We start from the raw sequence: 26588 nt of genomic DNA, 5'->3' as shown, positions 1-26588 counted from the left end.
ATATAGCACAGGTGCGGATTTTAAGTGAATCAAATACACCGGGATCAGCTGATTTCCACCCGCAGCGCCGTGATGCTGTCTCCGTTGCATTTTCCTTTTTCGATCGGACAGGATGAAAACGCGACGAGGAGATCCATTTCCGCACGGAGCCGTACATAATCACCCGCGTCAGAAAGAGGCGTTTCGACTGATAAGTTCCCCTTCTCATCGAGCACCGTGTTCATAAAGATGGCAAATGGGTAATGCATATGCGGCCGCGGCACCCCGAACGGCTCAAGCGCCCCGCTCATATTGTCATAGCACGTATCCTGGAGCTCGTCTTTATGCTTTCCGTATAAAAGCCTGTTCATATCCGGACGGCAGGCGGGAAGCAGCAGGTCATGCTTGCCGACTGTATCCTCAATCAGCGTCAGCATCGGCTTGTATAAATTCGAATAAATATGATCACCCGTTTTTACATGAATGGACTGGTTGGCATCAATCGTCGCGCCCTGATCAAGATGTTCATAAAAGTCCTTGGCATGATACGCCGTGAAGTCAGCCACCTGCTGTCCTTCCACATCGACAACTTTTATAATCTGCCCTTTGTGAACCTTTAGACCAAGCCCTTTTTTCGGCGGTACGATAAATTGCTGTGTCATCAGACTGCTCCTTTTTTTCTTCTATTATGAACTCCGGCCGTTTGTTTCATGTAAAGCAATTTATTGGATGTATATTCCCCTTCTGACGGCTGCAATCTAAGCTTTGATAAAGGGGTTGAACTTCATGGGTAAATCACAGGACCAGCCTAAAGGAAATCTCGCTTGGTGGCAGCTCTCCTTAATCGGCGTCGGCTGCACAATCGGGACGGGCTTTTTTCTCGGGTCCAGCATTGCTATTGTCAAAAGCGGATATTCCGCGCTGATCTCATTTCTTATTGCCGGGCTTGGCACCTATTTTGTCTTTGAGCAGCTTGCGAAGCTTTCGGCTAAACAGCCCGAAAAGGGGTCTTTTTGCGCTTATGCGAGAAAGGCTTTCGGCACTTGGGCCGGTTTCAGCAACGGATGGGTGTACTGGTCGTCCGAGATGCTGATCACGGGAAGCCAGCTGACAGCGATCTCGCTGTTTACGAAGCATTGGTTTCCGAATGTGCCGCTGTGGATTTTCGCCTCCATCTATGCGGTGCTCGGTCTTTTGATTATATTTACGGGGCTGTCCGTTTTTCAAAAAACGGAAAATGTGCTCGCTGTTGTCAAGACGGCGGCGATTTTTATGTTTATCGTGATCGCCATATTGGCGCTGTGCGGTATATTTTCTCATAAACCGGATGTGCAGGTGCCGAACGAATCAAAGGATTTGTTCCCGCACGGAGCGATGGGGTTATGGACGGGACTGATTTATGCGTTTTACGCCTTCGGAGGAATTGAAGTCTTGGGGCTGATGACCGTACACTTGAAAAAACCGGAGGAAGCCTCAAAATCAGGCCGGCTGATGCTTGCCGTACTTGCGGTCATTTACGTCATTTCTCTCGGCCTGGCGCTGCTGTTAGTGCCGCTGGGCAAATTCACCGAACAGGACAGCCCGTTTATTACATCGCTGAAGGGTTTTCATTTAGATATCATTCTTGATATTTTTAACGGGATTTTTATTATTGCGGGATTTTCCACGCTCGTCGCCTCGCTGTTTGCCGTGACGACATTGCTTTGTACAATGGCCGATGACGGGGATGCGCCGAAATGCTTCAGGTTAAAGGAAAACAAAAAAATCTGCTGGCCTGCGCTCGGATTGACGTTTGCCGGACTCATCGTCTCCATCATCCTGTCACTGGTGCTGCCAAAAAACATATATGAACACATGACAACCGCGGCGGGCCTCATGCTTCTTTATACGTGGCTGTTCATTTTGTTCTCGGGCAAGAAACTGCTCGAAACGACAAAGATGGGAACCGCACAGATTGTTATCGCCCTTGTGCTGATCGTCGCGGCCGTCTCCGGGACGCTGTTTGAGAAATCGAGCCGGCCCGGTTTTCTGGTCAGCCTTTGTTTTCTCGCCGTCATTGCGATCGTGACATGGATCGTACAAAAAAAGCAGGGACACAGCCCTGCCGGATCATAGCTTATTTCGTCGGTTTAAACAGTCTTTTCAAATAAGAAAAGGGACACTTTGACACTTGCGTCTCATCATCACGGAGGAAATATTGCTTCCATTCTAAATTGTCTTTTCCTCCGTACCACCCCAATCGGGGATGAAGAGGGGCTTCATCATACGCCTCTAAGCGTTTTCTGATCAGCCGGCTCATGTTTCGTCCGAACGCGGTTGAATCATTTAATCCTTCGAAAACCCATCTCGGCTGAAACGCGAGCATAAAAAACGGGAAGCTTCTGCTTTGTCTCGCTTCATGCGCAGGCGTCGCGCACAGAATAAAATATGGCTCGCCGTCAAAGCAGAACTCCCATTTATAATGTTCAGGGTCTTCCGGCATGTCTTCCGGCCAGTCATTCGGGTCGCAGCCGCTCAGCCGGTTTAAAAAAGACCAGAACAGCTCTTCATACGCCTCAATGGAATAATGCTCAGCTAAATCCTCAGGCGTATCAAAAATCACAAGCAGCGACGCGTATCTTCCGGTATCCCTTGAGATCTTTCCGTACTCTGACAGCAGCATCCCCACTTCCTCCGGGGTTCCCTCTTCGCGGGGATCACCCGCAAAGGATATCCGGAGCTGATCTGTCAAAAATCCCTGACGTCCGGGAATGCACGGAAACGTATCCGCTTTATCGCCTACTTTTTCTGATAGAAGCTCAAAAGCGATTCTCTGCCAATTTGGCAGATCCAATAACTTTTCCTCAAGGCAACTTTTTGTGTACAGCCCGCTTGCCATCGGCCCACCTCCAGTATCGTCATGATACGTTATGACGGAGATAGGCGATGGGTGACTCTTCTATTTATGAGATGAGCATTTGAATCCCCTGCCATCCGAAATAAAACCCGAAAACGATTAAAGACACACCCGCCGCTCCCGTCAGCCAGCGGAGCGCTTTTTCATGAAGGAGATTTCTGAAAGTGCTCGCGGCGACCGCCATGCAGAAATCCCAGATCAAAATGCCGAGAAGAATGCCGGAGCTGTAAATCAAAAGCTGATTTGCATCGAAGGATTCAGCGGTTTTGGCGAGAATGCTCCCGTATATGCCGAGCCAGAATAAAATGCTCAGCGGATTGGAAAGAGAAATAAAAAATCCCGCGCCGAATGTTTTGTAAAAAGCCGGTTTTCCTTTTCCGCTTCTGACATTCATGGCTTCCCTGATATTTTTTAACGTTTCGACTCCCGTATAGGTCAGCACGAAAAAACCGAAGAGCCACAAAAACGTTTTTACAAAAGGAGCGGTCAAAAATTGAGACAGCCCGAAATAGATCAGAATCATATACAGCCCGTCCGCGGCCATGGCGCCAAGACCGAAAATCCATGCATGCCAAAAGCCGTTTTTGATGCCTTTGTCAATTTGCGCCGCATTGACCGGTCCGACAGGTGCTGACAATGACAGCCCGAGAACTATGTAGCTTAAAAAGATGTTCATTGGCTTCCCCCTCATTCATGCAACTTGTACAAGTTATTCATGAATGGGCCGTGCTATGATACATTATTTTAATTTCTCAAGCTCGTCTTCCATCATGTCCGTCGCTTTTCCTAAAAAATCGAATATCAGCCGCAGTTCTTCTTCTTTATATTGCCGGCAAAGGCTGATCGTGGACTGGGATAAGGAGCTGAACAATTGCTTCACATTCGCCTTTCCGGCTGTCAGCGGCACGATAATCACCCGACGTTTGTCTTCGAGGTCTTTTTTCCTCATAACATATCCCGCTTTTTCGAGCCGGTCAATGAGCGCCGTTACCGAACCTGTGCTGAGACCGGTTTTTTTCCCAAGCTCGCCTGCGGTCATCGGGCCTGCTTCATTTAAGATATCAGCTGATTTTAAATCGGTCGGAAACAGACCGAGAGATTGAGCGGCCGCCTGATGAAACAGGATCGTCCTTGTGGCCATCTTTCGGAATAACTGTATGGCGGTTTCCTCCGTCTCGCTTCTGGTATTTCTTGTTGACAACTGACAGGCCTCCCTATAAAATCAATTTATCTTGACGGTCAAGATAATTTTCGGCAAATCTAATATGATCATAGCAAATTTAATGATCAAAAGTAAGTATGGGAGGAAAAAGCATGGAACAAACAGCCGCGAAGGACGCCTCGACGAAGTTTGTCGTCATCGGTCTTTTGCTGGGCATTTTAATGTCGGCTATGGATAATACAATCGTTGCCACTGCGATGGGAAATATCGTGGCGGACCTCGGAAGTTTCGATAAGTTCGCGTGGGTGACGGCATCATACATGGTAGCCGTTATGGCCGGTATGCCGATTTACGGAAAACTGTCCGATATGTACGGACGCAAGCGTTTCTTTTTATTCGGTCTTATACTTTTCTTAATCGGATCTGCATTATGCGGAATCGCCCAAACAATGGATCAGCTTATTATTTACCGCGTCATTCAGGGAATCGGCGGAGGCGCGCTGATGCCGATCGCCTTCACGATCATTTTTGATTTATTTCCGCCGGAAAAACGCGGAAAAATGTCGGGCATGTTCGGTGCCGTTTTCGGCCTGTCCAGCGTTCTCGGGCCGCTTTTAGGCGCGCTCATTACCGACTCCATCAGCTGGCACTGGGTGTTTTACATCAACGTGCCGATCGGTATTTTATCATTGTTTTTCATTCTGCGTTATTATAAAGAATCCCTTGAACACAAGAAGCAGAAAATCGACTGGGCCGGCGCAATCACGCTGGTGGTTTCCATTGTCGGTCTGATGTTCGCTCTTGAGCTCGGCGGAAAAACATATGATTGGAACTCCGTGCAGATCATCGGTCTGTTCGCTGTGTTCGCCGTGTTCTTTATCGCCTTTTTTATTGTGGAAAGAAAAGCGGAAGAACCGATTATCTCATTTTGGATGTTTAAAAACCGTTTATTTGCTACGGCACAGATTCTGGCGTTCCTTTACGGAGCCACGTTCGTCATTTTAGCGGTGTTTATCCCGATCTTCGTTCAGGCTGTGTACGGAAGCACCGCGACAAGCGCGGGCTTTATTTTGACGCCGATGATGATCGGTTCTGTTATCGGAAGTATGATCGGCGGAATTTTCCAGACGAAAGTGCGGTTCCGCAATTTAATGCTGATTTCCGTGGTCGCTTTCTTTATCGGAATGCTGCTGCTTTCCAATATGACACCGGATACGGCGCGTACGATGCTGACGGTATTCATGCTGATCTCCGGATTCGGCGTCGGCTTTAACTTCTCACTGCTGCCGGCCGCGTCCATGAACGATCTGGAGCCGCGTTACCGCGGAAGCGCCAACTCAACAAACTCGTTTTTGAGATCATTCGGCATGACGCTCGGTGTGACGATTTTCGGAACCGTCCAGACGAATGTGTTTACCAATAAGCTCACAGATTCATTCAGCGGCATGAAAGGAGCGGGCGGCGCGATGCAGAACATCGGAAATCCGCAGGAGATCTTCCAGGCCGGCACGCGCGCTCATATTCCGCCGCACATTCTTGATCGCATTATTGACGCCATGTCGCAAAGCATCACATATGTATTTACGCTTGCGCTGGCGCCGATCGTCATTGCGGCCGTTACCATTTTGTTTATGGGAAAAGCGAGAGTAAAAACCTCTCAGGAAATGGCGAAAAAAGCGAATTAAAAAAAGCAGTACATGGCGTTTGTCATGTACTGCTTTTTTGTTTACTCTGCGAAATGCGGAGCGAGAATATCTTTCAGCACGTTTGCGCTGCGGCTGAATTGAGCCTGTTCTGTTTCATTCAGCTCAAGTTCCGTCACACCTGCGATGCCGTTCCGATTGACGACGGCCGGAACGCCGATAAAGACGTCGTTTACACCGTATTGGCCGTCCAGATATGTGCTGACGGTTAAAATGCTGTTTTCATTACGCAAAATCGCTTTTGTGATGCGGGCGAGGCTCATCGCCACTCCGTAATATGTCGCGCCTTTTTTCTCGATAATATGGTAGGCCGCGTTTTTCACATCGTCCACGATCTGATCCAGCTCGTCCTGTTTGTAAGCTGCATTTTTCTCCAGCAATTGCTGCACCGGCACTCCGCCGATATTGGCGTGACTCCATACAGGAAGCTCGGTATCGCCGTGCTCGCCGATAATGTGGGCGTGTACGTTTTGCGGAGCGGCGCCGAAGTATTCACTCAGCATATAACGGAATCGCGCAGAATCCAGTGTCGTGCCGCTGCCGATGACGCGTTCTTTCGGAAGGCCGCTGAATGCCCATGTCGCATAAGTGAGAATGTCGACCGGGTTTGTGGCAACGAGAAAGATGCCGTCAAATCCGCTTGCCATTACTTCACCGACAATGCTTTTAAAAATGGCGAGATTTTTTTCGACCAGCTCAAGTCTCGTTTCGCCCGGTTTTTGATTGGCCCCTGCACAGATGCACACGATATCGGCATCCTTGCAATCCTCATATGTGCCGTAAGACGTTTTGACCGGATGAGGCGCAAATGCCTTTCCGTGATTTAAATCCATGACATCTCCCATGGCTTTTTCTCTATTTACATCAATGATCACAAGCTCATCTGTGATCCCTTGGTTAATTAACGCAAATGCATAACTGCTTCCAACAAAACCTGCTCCGATTAATGCTACTTTGTTCACTCGTTCGTTCATCATGTATGCTCATCCTCCAGTGTTTCGTGGTGTCTGTTTTTATCTTGTGAAGTATTTCACATTTATATTGTGCAACACTTCACAAACTTTTGCAAGAGAAAAGTTTGATTTTTGGACAAAAAAATACCGGTGATAGTTTCCAGATTGTTGACAACATCCTAAAACGGAACCGTTTTAGGATGTTGTCATCTTTTCAGCGTGATTGAAGACGCGCTGTCCCTTTCTCAGAAGCGAGGGTTTGTCGGCACGCTGATGTGATGATGGCCCTATCCATTAATGCGAAGATAACCATTCAAACCAGAGTTGTTATACAAACCATTCTGCACATAATCAAAGCCGGGATGGTTCTGTCCGGGCACTTGGGCGCTGCCATTGTTAAAAATCACTTTGGCGTCGGCCGTATCCGAATTCGCAGGCAGCGTCAGCGTGTAAATTCCATCTGCATTCTTAGTCATGGCTTTCCCCGGCCACGATCCGGTTAATTCTATGGCCCCGCCTCCATCATGTTTGTAAATATAAGCATTTACATTGCCCCAATGATCCGGATTTTGATAGCCAATGATGTTGGTTTGGGACGGGTCTTTTTTGACAAACGTGTATTCTTGGGTTCTCGATGCACCCTCGCCGTTCGTTCCGGTTAACTTGACGTTGTATGTCGTGCCGATTGGATCTTCTTTCCCGATCGTTAATCGGTCTCCATCCTTAAATGCTGTCTCCTGCCCATTATTGATTTGGTAAACGGCTTTTGCTGTTTTCGCATTTGCACGCAGGGTGACCGTCAGCTGATCATTGAAAGAATGGACTGCCTCTGTTTGGTAATTCTCAAGAAAGACATGAGGCGCATTTCCAATATCGTCAGGATAAAGGACAGCCGCGGATCTGGCATTGATGGTGCCTGTCAGTTTGCCGTTCGCTACTTGAAATGAACCGGCGCCGGCCCTATTATCATACCTGCCGTCAGGCAATTTCGTTGAAGTATTGATGGTGACAGAAGATGATCCTGCATTTGCCAGCACAACGCCTTTTGAGCCGCGCTGATTCATAAATATTTGATTGTTCCCATTCGGATTTGAGAGTTCCTCAGGCTGCCCGGCCATTTCATTGTGAAATTGGTTGACCGCAGTGATCGCCTGATCTTTAAATAAGGCGCTCCCGCGATCTCCTATTTGACTTTTTCCGGGAAATCTTACACCATTTCCTCCGCCCTCAGGTCTGGAAAAGAAAAGAGGCGTGCTTCCTGAGCGGGAACCAATCACTGCCCAGCCTAAACGGATATCGTCATCACTCATCCATGTGGACTCTTCCTCATCATTGGCATACGTATCATGTGATTCCACCCATGTGACTAACTTGTCCGCAGACACGTCAGATGCATAATGGGAGATATTCGACACACTCAGATTACGGTTCTTTAAAGCGGATCTGATGGAATGCCCATAGTTAGAAGCCGTCACATTCATATAATTCGCATAAGCAGTATCTCTGGACGCGCTGTCTTGCAGGATTTCTCCGTATTGGAACTCCGCCGATGTATTTGTGATATTCGGCCAAAATCGGCTGCCGTAATTCCCATCATCCGGAAGCTCTATATGCTTGGCGGCATCATAGCGGAACCCGTCCGCTCCGTCATTCAATGCTCTTTCCAAGAAACGTTTCAGATAGGCCTGCACCTCAGTATTCTGTGTATTCCAATCATACAGCCCAAGCAATGAATTTTGAGTGACGTCCCACCTGTCCGACCAATTTTTAATTTGTGTATTTCCATGGGTCCAGTTTGGAATACGCTTAATCTCGTCAGAAATCGCGGCGTAATCGCTGGTGGTATGATTGATAACCGCATCGACAATGACTTTTACGCCATACTTTTCCGCGGCTGCACACATGTCCTTAAATTCTTGTTCAGTGCCTAAGTAACGGTTGCCGATTTGGTACGATGTCGGCTGATACAGCCAGTACCAGTTCCTCATGCTTTTATCTCCTTGGTTCCCTTCCTTTACTTGGTTAATCGGAGACGTCTGAATGGCTGCATAGCCCGCATCACGAATATCTTTCATATTTTGTGTTAACGTATTGAACGACCAATTCCAGGCATGAAGGATGGTCCCGTTTTTGACCGATGACGCGGCCACCTCATTCGATTTGTTTGCAGTTTCAGCGTTTGCACCCGCTGGGCCTGACAAAACCAAATGAAACAGCAATAAAAATCCGGCGAATAACGGCAGTAAAGAGGTTTTGAATCGTTTTTTAAACATTTTTGACACTCCTTATTTGATTTTTGAAGACTGACTGCGGAGTCAAAAATTCCTCTTACTCTTTCTTCAGCTTCCTCCTTTCAATTGTTGTGAAGACTGGATAATTCTGTTAACGCTTACATTTGAACTTACCACACACTCTCTATCAAAGCAACGCGGCAGAGTGAATTCAAATCTATATTCCTATCAAATTAAAAGACTTTTCTCTTATAAACAAAAAAAGAAACCACCATCAAGATGATTTCTTTTTTATTTCTTTTATCGCTCTTCTGTAAGACAGCTTCACAATGACATACCGAAGCAGAAACAGAATGCCTCCGCAGACGATAAAAAGAAAGATCATTTTCAGCCAAGCAAAGAATGTATGGGGAAACCCCCTGTCGTACATCGTAAGCGCCGCTGCCGCAAAAGTGACCGCAATTGAATCTATCCGCTGCTGCTTCACCCGCTTTTGCAGTTCTTCTTTGGTGTCTATTCTCGGCATGAGCATTCCCGACGCTCCCGCCCTGATGCAATAATAAACAATTATAATGAAGAAAACCGCCAAGCTTCCGGCCCATTCCCTAAACGGACAGTTCAGAACAAGTCCGCGTACGATGATGTCAAGCAAAGACAGTGTGCCCACAAGCATTCCGACTTCTGACCAAATCATTCGTTCTTTCTCTTTCACACTCTCACTCTTTCCATTCACGTTTGAAAGTCCGTTCCGACGCTGATTCATGACTTCCTCCCGTACTATTAAGAATGGCTTACAACTCCCATTATATCTTGCCGATTCATAATGATAAACCGAAATATCATTGACAAAAATATTAATAAGGACCCCAATTGATCAGGACGCCTATGCAGATAAACACGAGACCGATGACAAACCAAATCAGCGCCAGCGGAATCATGAAGCGAAGCCACTTTACGTACGGAATGCCGCTGGCAGCCAGTACGGCCATCAGCACGCCGGAAGTCGGATTGACACAGTTTACGACGCCTTCTCCGAGCATGACCGCTTCAACCGCGACCTGTCTCGTGATGCCTATCAGATCGGCAAGCGGCGCCAAGATCGGAATAAATACGACCGCCTCCCCTGAGCCCGATGAAATCAGAAAATGAAGCAGGGCGCTGGAAATATACATCCCGATTGCGCCTGCCATCGGGCTGAAACCGTGCAGCAGTGACGCAAGTCCATTGACTACCGTATCAAGCAGCTTTCCATGTTCCAGGATAACGGAAATGCTTCTCGCCATTCCGACGATCAGCGCGCCGTAAACGAGCCCCTGACAGCCTGTAATAAATGTTTTTGCGACATCATTTGCCGCCATTCCCGCAATCAGGCCGGACACGATTGAGATAAAAATGAACACGGCGGCCATCTCTGAATCAGACCAGCCAAGAGTAAGCGCACCGTATAAAAAGCCGGCAAGCGACAAAGCCGCGACAGCCAGAATCAATTTATGGCGGACGGTAAACGGGACATGCTTGTCCTCCGGCTCAGAAACCTGCGGGAGTGAACCTGCCGCCGGAAACCAATCGTTCCCCAGCAGACTGGCGTCCTTTGCTTTTCTGAGTTTTCTCGTATACCGATAAATATATAAAATAGATGATAACAGAAAACAAATGTAGACGGCAATCCGCAGGCCGATACCGGAAAACAGCGGCAGCTCCGCGATGCTTTGTGATAACCCGAGCGGTGAAGGCGATAAAATCGTCGCGTTAAACCCGGCATAACAGCCGATATAAATGACGGCCGCTCCGGCCACGGCGTCCCATTTCAGCGAACGGGCGACAATCAGGCCGATCGGAATAAAACCGATCACGGAATTAACGACGATGCCGGTTGTGCCGAGGATCGAAAATAGAGATCCGACAATCGCAATAAACAGCAGCTGTTTTGTGCGGAACGTACTGATGACATTACTGATCAATCCATTGATGGCGCCCGTTTTCTCCAAAATCGCAATGGTGCCGCCCGTAAACAGGATTAAAAAAATAATCGGCGCGGAACTTGTCATCCCTTCCTGAATCGCGGTAAAAAAAGCGATCGGGCTGACAGGAGACTGGTCTAAAGAATGATAGCTTCCCGGGACGGCGGACGTCACACTGCCCTTTGTCACCCTGTCAAATTCCCCCGCGGGAACGATGTACGACGCTATCGCGCATAGTAAAGCGGCAATGAACAGCAGCACATAAGCATCAGGCATCACAAACAATTTCTTCTTTTTCAATACAGGTTCGGCCTTGGGAACAGCCATACCATCACCATCCTGGTTTAAATTTATAAACTATTCAGAAAATACAGATATGTGTGCTATATTATATACAGACCGATTGCCTGTTTTCAATATCAAAAATAAAAAACAGACAGCTTTTGAAGGAGGACTTACGGCATGAACAGACTCACAGAGCATGAGAAGCAAGTCATTATGGATATTTTTGACCACCTGCACGCCAATCCCGAAGTAAGCTGGAAAGAATATCAAACAACTGAATATCTGACTGAAAAACTGAAAGAGGCCGGCTGCCGGACCCGCACGTTTGATGATTGTACCGGTGTTGTCGGCGAAATCGGAGAAGGCTCGCCCGTTGTGGCTGTCCGGGCGGATATTGACGCGCTGTGGCAGGAAGTGGACGGTGTCTTTCAGGCGAACCATTCATGCGGACATGATTCACATATGACGATGGCGCTCGGCACGATGATGCTTTTAAAGAGTCAGCCGAAACTTCCGAAGGGCACCATCCGCTTTATTTTTCAGCCGGCGGAAGAAAAAGGCGGCGGAGCGCTGAAAATGATTGAAAAAGGCGTACTGGATGATGTTGACTTCTTATACGGCGTGCACGTGCGCCCCGTACAGGAAACGGCAAACGGCCGATGCGCACCGTCCATTCTGCATGGCTCAAGCCAGCATATTGACGGCCTGATTATCGGAGAAGAAGCCCACGGCGCGAGACCGCATCTCGGCCTTAACAGTATCGAAATCGCCGCTCTTCTCGTCCAAAAACTCAGCTTCATTCATCTTGATCCCGGCATCCCGCATTCCGTGAAGATGACAAAGCTTCAGGCAGGCGGAGAGAGTTCCAATATCATTCCGGGAAAAGCATCGTTCAGCCTTGATCTCCGCGCACAGACCAATGCCGCCATGGAGAAATTAACCGCCGAAACCGAAAGAGCCTGCGAAGCGGCTGCTGCCGCATTCGGCGCAAAAATTGAACTGCAAAAAGAACACAGCCTCCCGGCAGCCGAGCGAAACAAGGAGGCGGAAGCCATCATGGCATCTGCGATCAGCGGCATTCTCGGAGAAAAACATGTGGATGAACCTCTTGTGACAACCGGAGGAGAGGATTTTCACTTTTACGGGTTAAAGGTGCCGAACTTGAAAACGACGATGCTCGGCCTGGGATGCGGTCTGGAGCCGGGACTTCACCATCCGCATATGACATTTGACCGAAGCGCCATCTTTACTGGCGTTGAGATATTAACGGCCGCCGTCCTCAAATCGTTTGAAGCTTAAAAAAAAGCAGCCCGTTACAGGGCTGCTTTTCTTCATTACTTCTTCAAATCTTCAATTGAATTGACGTTTTTCATATACTGAGGAACGACCAGACCCATCTTGACGCCTGTCAGACTCGTTCCTACATCTTCATATTTGCCTTTATATTTAGACGCATATGCCTTATGGGTATTCGGAAGCCAAGCAGACAATGACGCATCCGCGCTGCCTGTCGCAATCGCAGTCCACATCGGTCCTGCCTCCACTTGCGTCAGCTTCACGTCATAGCCGAGGTCTTGAAATACTTTTCCGACCACGTTCGTACTTGCGATTTCACTGTCCCACGCCACATAAGCCAGGTTGATTTTATCCCCTTTGACTTTATGAGCGCCTTTTGTCCATTGAGCTACTTGATCTTTGTGTTTTTTCACATATTCAGCAGCGGCTTTGGCCGGCTTTTCGCCTTCCTCAACGGCAATCATGACTTCTCCCATATCGTCCTGCGTCCATTTGAACTGGCTGAGAACTTTGGCCGCGTTAGGCTGTTCCTTACTGAAGCCGGTTCTTGTAATCGTATGAATCTGCTCGGCAGTTCCGTACGTTTTTTTCGGATCATCAAGGAACTTCAGCTTGTATCTGGAGAACATCCAGTGCGGCGTCCAGCCCGTTACGATGATCGGCTTTTTCCGGTCATATGATTTCTTCAATGTCGCCGTCATGGCAGCACTTGACGCCGTGACGACATTCCAGTCTTTCAATCCGTAATCGTTCACGGCCTCATCCGTCAGGGCCATGATCCCCGATCCCGGATCAATACCGATAATGGTTTTGTTCACCTGGTCCGCAGCCGTTGCCTTACCATCAGTCTGCGAACCGCAGGCAGCCAAAGAAAGAGCCAGCGCAGCGGTAACGCCGACACCGATGATTTTCTTAAGCATCAGGCATTCCCCCTGCTCTTCTTCTTCACTTTAATGTTTTGCGTGATACGGTCGAGTGTAATCGCTACGATGACGATCGCGATACCCGCTTCCACTCCGACACCGGTTTTCAACTGTGTCACGGCGCTGTATACTTCAGAACCGAGGCCCGGCGCACCGACCATGGCCGCGATAACGACCATTGACAAAGCAAGCATGATGCTTTGGTTAATACCGGCAAGAATCGTTTTTGTGGCAAGCGGAAGCTGGACCTTGAACAGACGCTGAGACGTCGTTGAACCGAATGCTTCCGTCGCTTCGATCAAATCAGCCGGTACTTGTTTAATACCGAGAACCGTCATGCGGATCGTCGGAGGCATCGCGAAAATAACAGATGCTACGACGCCTGGCACAACCCCGATATTAAAGAAGAAAATTGCAGGCAGCAGATATACGAAAGCCGGCATGGTCTGCATTAAATCCAGAATCGGTGTGACAATGCGGCGGACCGTTTCTTTCTGAGACGCCCATATGCCGATCGGAACCCCGATAATAATGGAAATCAAAACAGATGTGACGACAAGCGCCAACGTTTGCAGCATCGGCGACCAATAGCCCAAATAATCAATAACAAGGAATCCGATTAACGTAAAGAGTGCAATTCCTCTCGTACTGATCCACCAAGCGAGAGCTGCAAAAATAACAGTCAATAAAATAGACGGGATGAAACCCAAACCGCTCACAATCGCGTTTACGAAAGCGGCCAAACCGTTTGAGATTCCGTCAAAGAAACCTCCGAACGTCATGGTAAGCCAGTCAACAAACCGGTCAACGATATCTGCTAACGGAATTCTAGGCAATCTGTCCATTTACTTCACCCCCTGAACAGAAGAATCCTGAGCTTGTTCAGCAGAATCTTCAACATTTATATAATCGTTATTTCCTGAAAGCGCGCCGATTAATGCGCCTTTCACGACAATGCCTTTCATGCGGTCCTTATCGTCCGTGACGGCGATCGGAATATTCGCATCAGACACGACATCGAAAATTTCCGTCAAGTACGTGCTTTCGTGCACAGTCGTAAATTCAGTATTTAAAATATCCTGAAGCGATAAGTCGGATTCCACCGCTTTTTTCGCATCCGCCGCGTGAATGACGCCGAGAAGCTGTTTCTGTTTATCAACGGCGTAAATAGAAGAAATACCGAGATTCTTCATGAGCTGCAGCGCTACACGAGGCCCTTTGTCAATCCGCACGGTTTCAGCGCGCTTCATGATGTGGCCCGCTGTCAGAACTTTGGATAAATCAACGTCCTCAACGAATTTCTCAACGTATTCATTGGACGGGCTCATCAGAATTTCTTCAGGCGTCCCGATCTGAACGATGTTACCGTCTTTCATCAGCACGATTCTGTCGCCGATGCGCAATGCTTCATCAAGATCATGCGTGATGAAGATGATCGTCTTGCCGACAGAGTCATGAAGGTCTAAAAGCTCATCCTGCATGTCTTTGCGGATCAGCGGATCAAGCGCACTGAAAGCTTCATCCATCAGAAGAATGTCAGGATCATTCGTCAATGCGCGGGCAAGTCCGACACGCTGCTGCATTCCTCCGCTGAGCTGATCTGGGAATTGGTGTTCAAAGCCTTCAAGACCGACAAGTTTAAGCGAATCAAGCGCTTTTTGCTCACGCTCTTTTTTGTCGACGCCTTGAAGCTCCAGGCCGTATTCCGTATTTTCAAGAATTGTTCTGTGCGGAAACAGTGCAAATTTTTGAAAGACCATGCTGATTTTTTTCCGGCGCACTTCCCGGAGCTGGTCTTTTGACATATTTGTTATCATGTCACCATCAATATAAATATTCCCGGCAGTCGGTTCAATAAGCCGGTTTAACAGCCGAACTAAAGTTGATTTACCGCTCCCCGATAGACCCATGATGACAAATATCTCCCCATCATATACATCAAAGTTTGCTTGATTGACACCAACGGTTGATCCGGTCGCTTTCAGGATCTCTTTTTTGTTTTTTCCGCTGGACAGCATCTGAATGGCTTTTTTTGTCTGTTTTCCGAAAACCTTAGATACATTTTCGACTTTTATCTTAATTGGTTTCTCATCCAAATTCATATTTTCCCTCCATAATAAGCAATCTTTAATACCGTAACACGTTTGTAATAAGTCAAACAAACATCATAATCCCTTTTATTTTGTATCATTACTTTAAAAACATCCCTGTGTCTTATTTTCCTCTGGTATGCTTCTAAATACTCTCTAATCCTCCTTATTGAGGATAAATTATAAAGGAAACCGGGCTTTTATCAGGCTTGAGAACGTTTCCATCGAATGTGCTGCAAACTGATTTCCTATCCTTTTTTTACAAATACAAGAATTTTTTTGCGACATTGTCCCGGAAAAAGAAGTTTTCGCCTCCTGAAAATAAGGAATTTTAAGGAAAAATATAGGTCTGCCAACAGACAGCTCACTAAAAAAAGCACCCCAAAAGGGTGCTCATTGCGCAAGCTCTGTCTGTTTCGTTTCTTTTCCGAGAATAATAATGGTGATGACGGCAATCAGGATGGCCGCACAAAAGACGGCGAAAATTGCTGTAAACGAAACGTTCCGGGCTGCAAGCGATCCGACGAGAAGCGGACCGAAAATGCCGCCGATTCTGCCGACCGCCGCCGTTGTTCCGGAACCGGTCGCACGGATCGCCGCAGGATACTGCTCCGGTGTATAGGCGTAAAGCACGCCCCATGCGCCGAGATTGAAGAAGGACAGCAGCATGCCGGCCGCGAGCAGCATGGCCAATGAATCCGCGGCACCGAAGAAATAAGCGCTGCCCGCCGTTCCGAGCAAATAGATGACTAAGATGGTCTTCCGCCCCGCTTTTTCGATCAGCCACGCCGCAGAGAAATATCCGGGAAGCTGAGCAAGTGTCATCAGAAGGACGTATTCGAAGCTCTCAATCATGCTGTAGCCTTTCATCAGCATCACGCTCGGCAGCCATAAAAACATGCCGTAATATGAAAAGACGACGCAGAACCAAACGACAGACAGCAGCACCGTCGGCCGGATATACGGTTTCGTCCAGACACTTCCCGCCTGCCCGCGTATGCTTTTTTTCTGCGGCAATGCCTGATGCGCCGGTGATTCCGGAAGGCTTTTCCGCAAGTACAGCGCATAAAATGCGGCCAGCGCCGTTAAGAGCAGCGCGGCCTGCCAGCCGAATGACGGTATGACAAAGTAGGAAATCACCGCCGCAAGAAGCCAGCCCGCGGCCCAAAAGCTCTCAAGCAGCACGATGATCCGTCCCCGCTTTTCGGGAGCGGACGCTTCTGACACGAGCGTCGAGGCGACAGGCAGTTCCCCGCCAAGCCCCATTCCGATCAGAAAACGCAATATGAGAAAAACCGTCAATCCCGTTGCGAAAGCGGATATGCCGCTTCCGACAGAAAAGAATAACAGCGTGATCATAAACACTTTTTTCCGGCCGATCCTGTCGGCCAGCATTCCGAATACAAAGGCGCCCGCTGCCATACCGATGGAATTGACGCTTCCGATCCATTTCATTTGATCGGGTGTTAAATTCCAATCAGTGTGAAGCGCGGCGATAATAAACGACAAAATTCCGACATCCATCGCATCAAACAGCCAGCCCATTCCGGCAATCGCCAGAAGTTTTCGCGGAGTGACGGCAGGTTGTTTGTTCATAAGCAGCACCTCAAATCGAAAATGATTACCGTATAAGTTTACACCTGTCTTTACACATTGTCATTATCTTTTTTCGCAAAAAAATCCCGCTTGCCGTAAGCAAGCGGGGTGTGTGTTAATTCTTTAAGACTGCGTTTTTAATATTATCCTGAAGCTGTTGAATCCGTTTCGCGCCGTCTTCTCTGATACGTCTGTTCTCTTCTTCGATCTGTTTCGTTTCCTGCATACCGCTGACAATCGTATTCCAAGACGTTTCAATCGTCTCAATGTCAATGCTCGGACGGCCTGCCATACGGGCAATCTCCACGCTTTGGTTTGAAATATTTTCAGCGTTGCGCTTCAGCATTTCATTCGTGCGGCGGTCAAGCTCGCTCATTGAATCAGCCACAAGCTTTTGCCGTTTGACTGTGACAGCCTGAATAATGCCGTTTTTGAATATCGGAATCGTAATGACGAAAGCGGAATTGATTTTCCCGATGAGCTTCGTATTTCCGCGCTGAAGGAGGCGGATCTGCGGCGCCGTTTGCAGCGCCACCATCCGCGCCATATCTAAATCATAGACACGTTCCTCAAGCGCCTGAAGCCCGTCACGAAGCGTATCGAGCTGCATTTGCGCAAGCTGGTTTCCGCCTGCCGCTTTTTCTTCATAAGAAGGAATGAGCGCCTGCATTTCCTCAAGCTTCATCTGCCCGGCAACGACATATTTTTCAAGCTCCATGTAGTAGTTAATGTTGTTTTCATACATCTCTTCTAGCGTATGGTTCGTCTTTGCCATTTCATCTTTGTATTTTGAAATTTCGACGTGGATTTTTTCAATTTCTCCGCCCAACGTGCGGTACTTTTGAAAAATCTTTTCAATCATGCTGTTCCCGCGTTTGAACATTTTAGCGAGAAATCCTTTTGGTTCATCGAAATCATTTTTGTCGAAACGGTCCATGATTTTTCCGAGCTGCGTCAGCATTGTGCCTGAATCCGTGACACTTGTTGTTTTCATCATATTTAAGATGCGGTCTGAGAACTTCGAGATTTCAACTGCCGGTTCTTTTCCGTACTCAAGCAGCTCCATTTGGTTTTTCACGTCAATCTGCTGCGAAATACGCTGCACCTCAGGGTCTTGGCGCAGCTGCACCCTGATGTCATCTGCTTTTTGTTCAGAAATCTCTTCATTTTTATCAAGAACAAGCGGATTTTGATTTTCTGTCATGTTTATTTACTCTCCCTGCTTTTGCGTAATGGTTCTAAACAGCTTTCTTACGAGTGACGGCTCCTTATATTCCTGCCGAAACACCATGTCCTCCAGCCAATGGACATCAAATTGGCTTTCTTCAATATAATGCTCAATGTCCTGATGGCCCGGCGGATTATACAAGATGATATCGACGCCGAATTTATTTAAAAACAACAGAGCGGCGGCGTCAGAACGTGTGAGTTCGCCATTTTGTTCCGTATGATATAAAACGAGTTTCGGAACGGTTTGGGCGTAATCAAACGTCTGAATCAATTGCAGCAGCGAAGCGGGCAGGTTCGTCGCCTGGCGGAACAAATAGATTGCGGCATCCCTTGCCTGCTCGCCGGGCAAAGCCTTCAGCCCGGGGTTTCTGCACATGTCAGAAATCACATTGGCGATGGCGCTCTGCACACCTGAAGGCAGATGCTTGTACTGCCAGATGTTGCTTCTTTTCAGCCTTTCCGCGTCAATCGCTCCTTCTTCGTTCAAAACCTGACTGTAGTGATACTGGTAGTTGGCTTTCAGCTCTTCCGTAAACGGAAAACTGCGGATCATGTGTGTCTCCTGATAGTCTGCGGCGGTATGGAGTCTGTTCCAATATTCTTTCGTATCTTTGGAAACCCCCATCACTTTCGCAAAAAGGTTCGGAACGGCCACCCGCTCCCTGTCCGCTTTAAATTGCGGCCGGATAAACGCCCGCTCCTTCGCAATGAGAAATAACTCATCATACGTCGTTTTTAATGTCACGGACTGCGGGGTATGATCCCTGAACTGCCAAGGCTTATACATCATAGATTCCTCATGATTCAGCACATGCTCAATTTCTTTCGTTGACCGGTAGGCCGTCGTGGACGTTCTGTCCGGCTTTTCTTTCGGGAATGGCTCAAGGCCGCCTGTTGCGGGGAGCTTTATCACAAAGCTGAGTTCCTCATCCGGATCAATCAAGCTGAACGGATCTTCCGCAGCCGGATGAAACAATAGGACGTCACAGCCGATCAGCATTATATAATAGAGAAAATAGAGCTGGCTTTTGGTAGCGTCTCCATACCACACCACCTTCGGCATCTCACGCTCTATATCGGCTTGTTCAAGCCATGGATTCAGGTGGTTCAGCGAAAACTTTGACACATCCAAGAGCACACGCCGGAAATCGGGATGATTCAGCCCGTTTTCATGCCGGTCCGCAAAGGTTTCCAAAAGCGTCATAAACGCGGTTCTCAGCCGGCGGTGCATAAGCGGATCAGCGTGTTTGGCAAGCAGCCTGCCTCCATCGAGAAACGCGACAAACCTGGAAACCGAAAGCCCTTTCTCTTTTTGATTGACGGAATGAATGTGCTGGAGCGCCTGAAACGTTTCAGGCGCGATGGTCTTATCCAGCGTCTCGCTTAACACATGGATGTTTTCATGAGAAGACAGCTCGAAAAGCTTATTGTAATACTCCGTCTCATCATAAGGAGTGCCCAAAATCCGGACGGCAAGCCGGGTAAACGCCAGCCCGTTTTCCCGCTCATAACCGGGACGTTCCGGCAGCGGCCGCATCAGAAACGTTTCCCAGTCACCGTTTTCCGGCTCGGCCTTTCGGATCACCAATTCTTCCTGCTTCATCATTTTCCTCCTTTCTCTTCATGATTATCGGTACAAAAAAGGAAGGAAATGAAACTCTCCCTCCTTTTTTGTTTTATTCTTCTTTAGATGCAGCCGTTTGCTCCTGAACCTGCTTTTGTTTGTTGAAATAGTGGATAATAAACGTTACCACAAACGCAGCGATGATGATTCCGAAGAACACAACGTGCGGCATTTCATAATCAAAGGCGCTCGCCGCCATTTTCACGGCGATGATCCCGATCAGCACGAAAGCCGTGTTTTCAAGCTCAGGGATTTTATCAATTAAAACAAGGAATACTTTTGCGACTGTACGCATCATGAGAATGCCGAGCATACCGCCGATCAAGAGCACCCACACTTTTTCCGATACCGCAAACGCGGCCAAAATGCTGTCAACAGAGAAGGCCAGATCCATTAACTCAACTGAAACGACAGTGGCCCAGAAAATTCCAAACGTACGGACCATCCATGAATTTTTCTTCATGCCTTCCGTATCGTCATCACCTTCTCCGATCCAGAAATGCTTAATGACGAGCCAAGCCAGGTACAGCGCGCCAAGCACTTTGATCCACCAGAACTTAATGAGCAGCATTCCGATCCCGATAAAGATAAAACGGAAAATATATGCCCCGAACAATCCGTATGTTAATGCTTTCTTCCGCTGTTTTTCAGGCAGATGCCTTACCATAACCGCAAGCACTAACGCATTGTCGGCCGACAGCAGCCCTTCCAGCAGAACCAAGGAACCGATCAGCCCCCATGATACAGGGTCAGTCAGCACCTCACCCCACATTTTCCAATCAAAAAAGGAAGCGTAGGTCGACATAATATGATGTAGAAAATCCAAGTTTTTTCCTCCTATTTAGTAAAACGGTAATTTCCTGCTTACACCTGCAAGCCGTAATTCCGGCAAAGTGATGCCAGACCGCCGGAAAACCCGCTGCCGATGGCGTTAAACTTCCACTCAGCCCCATGGCGGTAAAGCTCACAAACGACAACCGCCGTTTCAATCGAGAAGTCTTCCCCTAAATCGAAACGAAGCAGTTCATTCTGGCTGTTTTCATCGACGACGCGCACGAACGCGTTAGACACTTGTCCGAAATTTTGGCCGCGCGCTTCCGCATCATGAATCGTGACGGTGATGCCGATCTTTTCAATATTTGCGGGTATTTTTGAGAAGTCGACGATAATTTGTTCATCGTCTCCCTCGCCCTCGCCCGTCCGGTTGTCTCCCGTATGGATGACGCCCCCGCTCGGGTGTTCCAGGTTATTGTAGAAAACAAAATCAAGATCATTTACACAGTTGTCATGGGCATCGACAAGAAAAGCCGACGCGTCAAGGTCAAAGTCATGCCCTCCGGAGTACTTGTTCGTATCCCAGCCTAAGCCGATCACCGCTTTTGTAAGACCGGGGTTCGTTTTTGTCAGATCAACACGCTGTCCTTTCGCCAATTGAATAGCCATGTGCTGTCTCTCCCTTCTGTGTTTGATATGGTTCAGCCGATTTGCAGGCCGTAATCTGTCGCAATACGGGCCAGTCCGCCTTGGTAGCCTGAGCCGATCGCGGAAAATTTCCATTCGCCGTTATGTCTGTAAAGCTCCCCTGCGATAATGGCTGTTTCAATTGAGAAATCTTCAGCCAGATCATAACGGATCAGCTCTTCATTTGTTTCTTCATTGACAATGCGCACGAACGCGTTGGAAACTTGTCCGAAGTTTTGGCCGCGCGCTTCCGCTTCATGAATCGTGATGACGAATGAAATTTTGTCAATAGCGGCAGGCACCGCGCTCAGGTTGACCCTTACGCTTTCGTCATCGCCTTCGCCCTGGCCTGTCAGGTTGTCGCCTGAATGTGCGACAGAGCCGTTTCCGCCTTCAAGCTGATTATAGAAAATGAAATCATCGGGCGACGCGCATCTTCCTGCTTCATTTAATAGAAAGACGCTGGAATCTAAATCAAAGTCATGTCCGCCGTCGTATTTGTTTGTATCCCAGCCAAGGCCGACAACGACTTTAGAAAGACCCGGATTTGTTTTAGTCAAATCTACTTTTTGTCCTTTTGCCAATGAAATTGCCATGAGTGCACTCTCCTTTTTATCGTTTAGGCGTATCGGTTAACGATATCGCCGATTTTTGTATCGTTTGTGCCTTCTCCTACTGCGGCGAATTTCCACTCGCCGTCCTGGCGGTAGATTTCAGCCGCGATCAGGCTCGTTCTGCCTGAATAGTTATCTCTTAAATTGTAAGTCACCAGTTCTTCGCGATTAGCCTGATCAACAACGCGGATGAACGCGTTTTGAATCATGCCGAAGTCCTGTTTTCGTCTGACGCAGTCGTAAATATTGACGACAAACACAAGTTTATTAATCTGAGCGGGCACTTTCGCTAAATCGATGAGAATTTGTTCATCATCGCCGTCGCCTTCACCCGTCAGGTTGTCACCCGTATGTACGACACCGCCGCACCGGCTTTTCAGATTGCCGAAATAGATGACGTTTTTGCTGTCTGTCATTTTATCATTTTCAAGCATCAGTACGGAAGCGTCACAGTCGATATTGGCACCGCCTCCGCCGAACAGCTTTCCGAAAAAGCCCCCGGATGATACAGGGTCCCAGCCGAGTCCGACCAGCAGTTTTGACAGGCCGGCTTTTCCTTTTGTTAAATCAATCCGCTGTCCTTTTTGTAAAGAGATCGCCATATGATTCACTCCTATTCTGTAAGGGTGCCGCTAAGCACGCCGCAAGTGCGCATTTTTACTAAATTCCGGGACAAGAATCCCGGTGTTTATTAAGATATACGTCTTTTATTATATCAAAGTTTCATAAAACATAAGAATTTTTGGCGAAAAACGGCGAAAAATCACTTCCTATATTCTCCTTCGTTCCGGAGAGAATAGAGAAAACAAAGAAATTGACGGGGACTGAACATTTTTCCTATCCTTGTATCAATACATGTCAGGAAAGGGGCAGACGAGTGATTGATTTAAGCATACTTGATCAGGCGCCCGTATCCAAAGGAAACGGGCCGCACGAGACGCTCCGCCGTTCAGCGGAGCTCGCCCGCCTCAGTGAAGGATGGGGCTATAAGCGGTACTGGTTTGCCGAGCATCACGGCACAAGAGGGCTCGCAAGCGTTTCGCCGGAAATTATGATCGCTCATACCGCCGCAGCCACAACGTCCATCCGTGTCGGATCAGGCGGCGTGCTGCTGCCGCAGTACAGCCCCTATAAAGTCGCGGAAACTTTCCGTCAGCTTGAGGCGCTGCATCCGAACCGGATTGACCTCGGGGTCGGACGCTCACCGGGCGGCACAACGAAAATCCGGCTCGCCCTCACAGACGGGGTAAAGAAAAGCATGACCGAATTCAACAGGCAGCTTGAGGATTTATCATCCTTTCTGACAGATTCGATTCCCTCGAACCATGCTTATGCAGGAATAAAAACAGCGCCTTTGATTGAAACAGCTCCGCAGCTTTGGGTGCTCGGACTCGGGGAAAACAGCGCCAGACGCGCCGCTCTTCAAGGTGCGGGCTATGTCTTCGGCCATTTCATTAATCCGGAACGCGGGGAAAAAGCTTTTCAGATCTATCGGGACCATTTCCGGGCCTCCGCCCATTTTTCCGCTCCCGCCTCGCTCTGTGCCATTTTCGTCATATGCGCGGCTACGGATGAGAAAGCGGAAGAACTCGCCTTAAGCCAGGATTTATGGCTTCTTCGTGTCGGAAAAGGCGCCGACAGCCGCGTGCCGAGTGTGGAAGAAGCGAAGGCTTATCCGTATTCGCCGGAGGATCGTAAACAGATAGAAGAAAACAGGAAGCGGATGGTGGTCGGCTCTCCTGCCGCAGTGAAACGCCGTCTGCTTGAACTTTCCGAGCGGTATCAGACAAAAGAGATAATGGTGCTGTGCAACGTCTTTGATTTCGAAGCAAAAAAAGAGTCATATGAGCGTCTTGCTGATATATTTCTGTAAAAAAAGCCGTCAAACGGAGCAGCAGATGAGACTGCTGCACCGCTTAACGGCGGTTTTTTCGTTCTTTTCCTTTTTTAAACGCATTCCAAATCCCCTGCAGCGTAAACCCGAGCAGAAGCAGAATGATTAACAGTAAAGTGATTGACGGCCCCGGAGGCGTTCCGAGCTGGTACGAAGACGTCAGCCCCATGAACACACTGAAAAGAGAAATAATAATGGCCGCCGCAAACACCCATTTAAACCCTTTGGCAATACGGATTGCAAAAGCCGCGGGCAGTACGAGGAGCGCGGAAACGAGCAGCACGCCGATAATCGGAATAATGACCGAAATCGCCAGCCCCGTCACGATGCTGAATGACATTGACAGGAGGTTTGTGTTAATGCCTGATGTCTTAGCCGTCGCCTCGTCAAAGGTAAGCAGGTAGAGCGGTCTGTTTAGTATAATAAAATAAAGCAGAATCAGCAGGGTAATGCCTCCGATAATATAGACCTGCTGCTGGCTGACCGTGACAAGCGATCCAAATAAATATTGATCGATGCTCATCGACGCGCCGCCTTTTGACAGGCTGATCAGAAACATCGCAAACGACAGCCCGGCCGCCATTAAGATTGCGATAGATACCTCTGAATATGTACGGTACGCCCGCCGCATGTATTCAATGCCGATCGCTCCGATCGTGACGACAACGATGCTCGCCGCCGTAATATTGGTACTGAGAAAAAAACCGATGGCCACGCCCGACAATGAAATATGAGACAGCGTATCCGCCATCAGCGCCTGTCTTCTCAGCACGAGATATACGCCTAATATCGGCGCCATAATTCCGATCATGCTTCCCGCTAGAAAAGCTCGTCGCATGAATTCCAAGTCAAACATTTCCATCCGCCTTTTTCCCCCCTCTCAAGCCGTATGACTTTATCCAGATACTGCTGTACTTCGTTTTGTTCGTGTGTCACCATGACGACGGTGCGGTTGTGATTTTTCACCTGATGGTGCATAAATTCGTAGAAACCCTGTCTGCTTTCATAATCAACCGCGGTTGTCGGCTCATCAAGCATCAGCAGATCCGGATTGCTCGCAAGCATTCTCGCAATGCAGATTTTCTGCTTCTGTCCGCCGGATAAATCGCCGATTTTCCGGTGGCGGAAATCCCACATTTCCACCATCTTCAGCGCGTTTTCCACCTCGTGGTGATCCGTTTCGTTCAATCGTTTAAACCATTTTCCTTTCGTATAACGGCCTGATTGCACAAGCTCCAGAACCGTGCTTGGGAATCCTGCGTTAAATGAAGAAATCTGCTGCGGAACATAGCCGATTGTCAGGCGTTTTCCGGCTGCATTTTTTTTACTGATCTCGGCCGTTCCTTCCCAAGGTCTGAGCATGCCAAGCATGACTTTCATGAGCGTCGATTTTGACGCGCCGTTCGGTCCTGTAATGCCGACGAATTCGCCGCTTTTGATTTCCAGCGACACGCCGTCAAGCACCGGTGTATGCGAATAACCAAAAACGATATCTTTTAATGTAACGAGATTCATGCTGACCTTCCTTTCCCGCATAGAAATAGTGTGCACCCCGCGGCGCACACTATGTTATTTAACCAATAGCGAATCTTTCAGTGCATCAAGGTTTTTCTCCATAATGTCGATATAACCGATGCCTTTATCCCGTTCTTTTTGGCTTAAACCTTCCAGTGTATTGAGCACTTCCGTTTTCGCGCCGATTTCACCGGCAAGTGTATCTGCAACTTTAGGCGATGCAACTTCTTCAAAGTAGATGATCTTCACATCATGCTTTTTGGCAAACGTTTTGAGATCCGCCAGTTTGGCCGCACTCGGCTCTTCTTCAGGAGAAAGGCCTGCAATCGCGACTTGTTTTAAGCCGTATTCTTTGGCGAGATAGCTGAATGCCGCGTGCTGTGTGATCAATTCTTTTTTCGCCGCTTTATTTAATGTTGTACGGTATAGTTTATCAAGATCCTGCAGTTTTGCAATATATTCTTTACTATTTTTCTCATAGTATGCTTTATTCTTCGGGTCCTGTTTTACGATCTGCGCCGTAATGGTTTTGACCTCTTTTTGCGCAAGAACCGGGCTGAGCCACACGTGAGGGTCCATGCTGTGGCTGTGGTCATGACCGCCGTGTCCATGTTCCTCTTCCTCTTCATCCGAACCTTCGAGTAAGTCAATTCCTTTTGACGCCTTTACAAACTTCGCATGATCAGAGCTCATGCTTTTTTCCGCTGAAGGAACCCATGTCTCCATATATTCGCTGTTGTATACGAAAAGATCGGCGTTTTGAATGCCGGCGATATCTTTCGGCGTCGGCTCCCAATCATGGGGTTCGACCGAAGACGGGATGAGAATGTCTACATCGCCTTTGTCTTTGACAATTTGTTTCGTGAATTCGTACATAGGATAAAAGGTCGTCACGACGTGCAGTTTGCCGCTTTTCGAAGAACCTGACGAACCTTTTGAAGATGAATTGCCGCAGCCCGCCGCGATTAAAAAGCATGCCGCAATGACAATGATTCCGCTCCATTTTTTAAACAAGCCGTTTCCCCCTGTTCTGTAAATCAGAATGATGACGATTTCCAAAGCGTACTTTCTCTTTCATTTGTTACCTATACCATAATAAAACGAAGTAATTACGTTTTGCAAGATATTTTTTTCTAAATTGATATCCGATTTACCTAAAAAGCCCCCGCCATGTA

The 26588-nt window shown here is 48.1% G+C and carries 25 protein-coding genes; 4 read left to right on the top strand and 21 right to left on the bottom strand.

What is annotated here, in order from left to right; translation table 11 throughout:
• Positions 1-44: 44 nt before the first annotated feature.
• Positions 45-641 (bottom strand): DUF1989 domain-containing protein, encoded by a 597-nt coding sequence (locus GNE05_RS01985; RefSeq protein ID WP_014416855.1) that lies wholly within the window; start codon positions 639-641, stop codon positions 45-47.
• 124 nt (positions 642-765) lie between these two features.
• On the opposite strand from GNE05_RS01985, the gene GNE05_RS01980 reads away from it, so the two are divergent.
• Positions 766-2094 (top strand): amino acid permease, encoded by a 1329-nt coding sequence (locus GNE05_RS01980; protein ID WP_029973917.1) that lies wholly within the window; start codon positions 766-768, stop codon positions 2092-2094.
• A 1-nt stretch (position 2095) separates the two neighbouring features.
• Here GNE05_RS01980 and GNE05_RS01975 read toward each other — a convergent pair whose 3' ends face one another.
• The 3 genes from GNE05_RS01975 to GNE05_RS01965 all read right to left on the bottom strand — a co-directional run bounded on the left by GNE05_RS01975 (position 2096) and on the right by GNE05_RS01965 (position 4076).
• Positions 2096-2857, bottom strand: a complete 762-nt coding sequence (locus tag GNE05_RS01975) for a YqcI/YcgG family protein (protein WP_160182366.1) — start codon at positions 2855-2857, stop codon at positions 2096-2098.
• A gap of 64 nt (positions 2858-2921) precedes the next feature.
• A complete protein-coding gene (locus tag GNE05_RS01970) occupies positions 2922-3551 on the bottom strand; it encodes a LysE family translocator (protein WP_007409057.1) in 630 nt (209 codons plus the stop codon).
• 63 nt (positions 3552-3614) lie between these two features.
• A complete protein-coding gene (locus tag GNE05_RS01965) occupies positions 3615-4076 on the bottom strand; it encodes a MarR family transcriptional regulator (RefSeq protein ID WP_160182365.1) in 462 nt (153 codons plus the stop codon).
• 113 nt (positions 4077-4189) lie between these two features.
• Here GNE05_RS01965 and GNE05_RS01960 point away from each other — a divergent pair, with 113 nt between their 5' ends.
• Positions 4190-5722, top strand: coding sequence for an MDR family MFS transporter (locus tag GNE05_RS01960; protein WP_160182364.1), 1533 nt, complete (start codon positions 4190-4192; stop codon positions 5720-5722).
• Between the two features lie 41 nt (positions 5723-5763).
• Here GNE05_RS01960 and GNE05_RS01955 read toward each other — a convergent pair whose 3' ends face one another.
• The 4 genes from GNE05_RS01955 to GNE05_RS01940 all read right to left on the bottom strand — a co-directional run bounded on the left by GNE05_RS01955 (position 5764) and on the right by GNE05_RS01940 (position 11212).
• Positions 5764-6717, bottom strand: a complete 954-nt coding sequence (locus GNE05_RS01955; protein ID WP_021495277.1) for an L-lactate dehydrogenase — start codon at positions 6715-6717, stop codon at positions 5764-5766.
• A gap of 263 nt (positions 6718-6980) precedes the next feature.
• Positions 6981-8966, bottom strand: coding sequence for an alpha-amylase (gene amyE, locus GNE05_RS01950; RefSeq protein ID WP_160182363.1), 1986 nt, complete (start codon positions 8964-8966; stop codon positions 6981-6983).
• Between the two features lie 232 nt (positions 8967-9198).
• Positions 9199-9687, bottom strand: coding sequence for a DUF6773 family protein (locus tag GNE05_RS01945; RefSeq protein ID WP_029973922.1), 489 nt, complete (start codon positions 9685-9687; stop codon positions 9199-9201).
• Between the two features lie 91 nt (positions 9688-9778).
• On the bottom strand, positions 9779-11212 hold the full coding sequence (locus GNE05_RS01940) for a YfcC family protein (RefSeq protein ID WP_160182362.1): 1434 nt from the start codon (positions 11210-11212) through the stop codon (positions 9779-9781).
• A 135-nt stretch (positions 11213-11347) separates the two neighbouring features.
• Between GNE05_RS01940 and GNE05_RS01935 the strand changes: the two genes are divergently transcribed.
• A complete protein-coding gene (locus GNE05_RS01935; RefSeq protein WP_128496421.1) occupies positions 11348-12469 on the top strand; it encodes a M20 peptidase aminoacylase family protein in 1122 nt (373 codons plus the stop codon).
• 35 nt (positions 12470-12504) lie between these two features.
• Here GNE05_RS01935 and GNE05_RS01930 read toward each other — a convergent pair whose 3' ends face one another.
• The 10 genes from GNE05_RS01930 to GNE05_RS01885 form a co-directional block, all read right to left on the bottom strand.
• Positions 12505-13386, bottom strand: coding sequence for a glycine betaine ABC transporter substrate-binding protein (locus GNE05_RS01930; RefSeq protein ID WP_014416846.1), 882 nt, complete (start codon positions 13384-13386; stop codon positions 12505-12507).
• A complete protein-coding gene (gene opuAB, locus GNE05_RS01925; protein ID WP_003156639.1) occupies positions 13386-14234 on the bottom strand; it encodes a glycine/proline betaine ABC transporter permease subunit OpuAB in 849 nt (282 codons plus the stop codon). The genes GNE05_RS01930 and opuAB overlap by 1 nt, the downstream gene beginning before the upstream one ends.
• Positions 14235-15491: a glycine/proline betaine ABC transporter ATP-binding protein OpuAA gene (opuAA, locus tag GNE05_RS01920; RefSeq protein ID WP_003156640.1), complete on the bottom strand. Its 1257-nt coding sequence runs from the start codon at positions 15489-15491 to the stop codon at positions 14235-14237.
• A gap of 381 nt (positions 15492-15872) precedes the next feature.
• Positions 15873-17075 carry an MFS transporter gene (locus tag GNE05_RS01915; protein WP_137988013.1) on the bottom strand — a complete coding sequence of 401 codons (1203 nt, stop codon included), beginning with the start codon at positions 17073-17075 and terminating at the stop codon, positions 15873-15875.
• Between the two features lie 115 nt (positions 17076-17190).
• Entirely contained in the window at positions 17191-18279 is a 1089-nt protein-coding gene (locus tag GNE05_RS01910) for a toxic anion resistance protein (RefSeq protein ID WP_007609246.1), read from the bottom strand.
• 6 nt (positions 18280-18285) lie between these two features.
• Complete coding sequence (locus GNE05_RS01905) at positions 18286-19908, bottom strand: YceG family protein (RefSeq protein ID WP_160182361.1); 1623 nt, start codon at positions 19906-19908, stop codon at positions 18286-18288.
• 73 nt (positions 19909-19981) lie between these two features.
• A complete protein-coding gene (locus GNE05_RS01900; RefSeq protein WP_003156644.1) occupies positions 19982-20755 on the bottom strand; it encodes a TerC family protein in 774 nt (257 codons plus the stop codon).
• Between the two features lie 38 nt (positions 20756-20793).
• Complete coding sequence (locus GNE05_RS01895) at positions 20794-21372, bottom strand: TerD family protein (RefSeq protein ID WP_003156645.1); 579 nt, start codon at positions 21370-21372, stop codon at positions 20794-20796.
• Between the two features lie 32 nt (positions 21373-21404).
• The gene (locus GNE05_RS01890; protein ID WP_003156648.1) at positions 21405-21986 is read right to left on the bottom strand and encodes a TerD family protein; all 582 of its coding nucleotides are present in this window, start codon (positions 21984-21986) and stop codon (positions 21405-21407) included.
• 23 nt (positions 21987-22009) lie between these two features.
• Positions 22010-22606, bottom strand: coding sequence for a TerD family protein (locus tag GNE05_RS01885; RefSeq protein WP_015239102.1), 597 nt, complete (start codon positions 22604-22606; stop codon positions 22010-22012).
• A 275-nt stretch (positions 22607-22881) separates the two neighbouring features.
• Here GNE05_RS01885 and GNE05_RS01880 point away from each other — a divergent pair, with 275 nt between their 5' ends.
• Positions 22882-23877 carry an LLM class flavin-dependent oxidoreductase gene (locus GNE05_RS01880; RefSeq protein WP_014416842.1) on the top strand — a complete coding sequence of 332 codons (996 nt, stop codon included), beginning with the start codon at positions 22882-22884 and terminating at the stop codon, positions 23875-23877.
• Between the two features lie 43 nt (positions 23878-23920).
• On the opposite strand, the gene GNE05_RS01875 is transcribed toward GNE05_RS01880, so the two are convergent.
• The 3 genes from GNE05_RS01875 to GNE05_RS01865 are packed head-to-tail and all read right to left on the bottom strand — an operon-like array spanning position 23921 to position 26427.
• The gene (locus tag GNE05_RS01875; protein ID WP_007409044.1) at positions 23921-24760 is read right to left on the bottom strand and encodes a metal ABC transporter permease; all 840 of its coding nucleotides are present in this window, start codon (positions 24758-24760) and stop codon (positions 23921-23923) included.
• On the bottom strand, positions 24718-25413 hold the full coding sequence (locus tag GNE05_RS01870) for a metal ABC transporter ATP-binding protein (RefSeq protein ID WP_021495283.1): 696 nt from the start codon (positions 25411-25413) through the stop codon (positions 24718-24720). The genes GNE05_RS01875 and GNE05_RS01870 overlap by 43 nt, the downstream gene beginning before the upstream one ends.
• 54 nt (positions 25414-25467) lie before the next feature.
• Positions 25468-26427 (bottom strand): metal ABC transporter substrate-binding protein, encoded by a 960-nt coding sequence (locus tag GNE05_RS01865; protein WP_029973931.1) that lies wholly within the window; start codon positions 26425-26427, stop codon positions 25468-25470.
• Positions 26428-26588: the final 161 nt, after the last annotated feature.

Source organism: Bacillus sp. AM1(2019) (assembly GCF_009906915.1).
In the GTDB taxonomy this organism is placed as follows: domain Bacteria; phylum Bacillota; class Bacilli; order Bacillales; family Bacillaceae; genus Bacillus; species Bacillus velezensis.
Note: the sequence above shows the minus strand (reverse complement) of the source record. Positions and strands in the feature narration are given on the sequence as shown.

Bases quoted from the DNA above. Each gene is read 5' to 3' on its own strand.
- GNE05_RS01985 (WP_014416855.1), bottom strand. From the start codon at position 641: ATGACACAGCAATTTATCGTACCGCCGAAAAAAGGGCTTGGTCTAAAG.
- GNE05_RS01980 (WP_029973917.1), top strand. From the start codon at position 766: ATGGGTAAATCACAGGACCAGCCTAAAGGAAATCTCGCTTGGTGGCAG.
- GNE05_RS01975 (WP_160182366.1), bottom strand. From the start codon at position 2,857: ATGGCAAGCGGGCTGTACACAAAAAGTTGCCTTGAGGAAAAGTTATTG.
- GNE05_RS01970 (WP_007409057.1), bottom strand. From the start codon at position 3,551: ATGAACATCTTTTTAAGCTACATAGTTCTCGGGCTGTCATTGTCAGCA.
- GNE05_RS01960 (WP_160182364.1), top strand. From the start codon at position 4,190: ATGGAACAAACAGCCGCGAAGGACGCCTCGACGAAGTTTGTCGTCATC.
- GNE05_RS01955 (WP_021495277.1), bottom strand. From the start codon at position 6,717: ATGATGAACGAACGAGTGAACAAAGTAGCATTAATCGGAGCAGGTTTT.
- amyE (WP_160182363.1), bottom strand. From the start codon at position 8,966: ATGTTTAAAAAACGATTCAAAACCTCTTTACTGCCGTTATTCGCCGGA.
- GNE05_RS01945 (WP_029973922.1), bottom strand. From the start codon at position 9,687: ATGAATCAGCGTCGGAACGGACTTTCAAACGTGAATGGAAAGAGTGAG.
- GNE05_RS01940 (WP_160182362.1), bottom strand. From the start codon at position 11,212: ATGGCTGTTCCCAAGGCCGAACCTGTATTGAAAAAGAAGAAATTGTTT.
- GNE05_RS01935 (WP_128496421.1), top strand. From the start codon at position 11,348: ATGAACAGACTCACAGAGCATGAGAAGCAAGTCATTATGGATATTTTT.
- GNE05_RS01930 (WP_014416846.1), bottom strand. From the start codon at position 13,386: ATGCTTAAGAAAATCATCGGTGTCGGCGTTACCGCTGCGCTGGCTCTT.
- opuAB (WP_003156639.1), bottom strand. From the start codon at position 14,234: ATGGACAGATTGCCTAGAATTCCGTTAGCAGATATCGTTGACCGGTTT.
- opuAA (WP_003156640.1), bottom strand. From the start codon at position 15,491: ATGAATTTGGATGAGAAACCAATTAAGATAAAAGTCGAAAATGTATCT.
- GNE05_RS01915 (WP_137988013.1), bottom strand. From the start codon at position 17,075: ATGAACAAACAACCTGCCGTCACTCCGCGAAAACTTCTGGCGATTGCC.
- GNE05_RS01910 (WP_007609246.1), bottom strand. From the start codon at position 18,279: ATGACAGAAAATCAAAATCCGCTTGTTCTTGATAAAAATGAAGAGATT.
- GNE05_RS01905 (WP_160182361.1), bottom strand. From the start codon at position 19,908: ATGAAGCAGGAAGAATTGGTGATCCGAAAGGCCGAGCCGGAAAACGGT.
- GNE05_RS01895 (WP_003156645.1), bottom strand. From the start codon at position 21,372: ATGGCTATTCAATTGGCGAAAGGACAGCGTGTTGATCTGACAAAAACG.
- GNE05_RS01890 (WP_003156648.1), bottom strand. From the start codon at position 21,986: ATGGCAATTTCATTGGCAAAAGGACAAAAAGTAGATTTGACTAAAACA.
- GNE05_RS01885 (WP_015239102.1), bottom strand. From the start codon at position 22,606: ATGGCGATCTCTTTACAAAAAGGACAGCGGATTGATTTAACAAAAGGA.
- GNE05_RS01875 (WP_007409044.1), bottom strand. From the start codon at position 24,760: ATGGAAATGTTTGACTTGGAATTCATGCGACGAGCTTTTCTAGCGGGA.
- GNE05_RS01870 (WP_021495283.1), bottom strand. From the start codon at position 25,413: ATGAATCTCGTTACATTAAAAGATATCGTTTTTGGTTATTCGCATACA.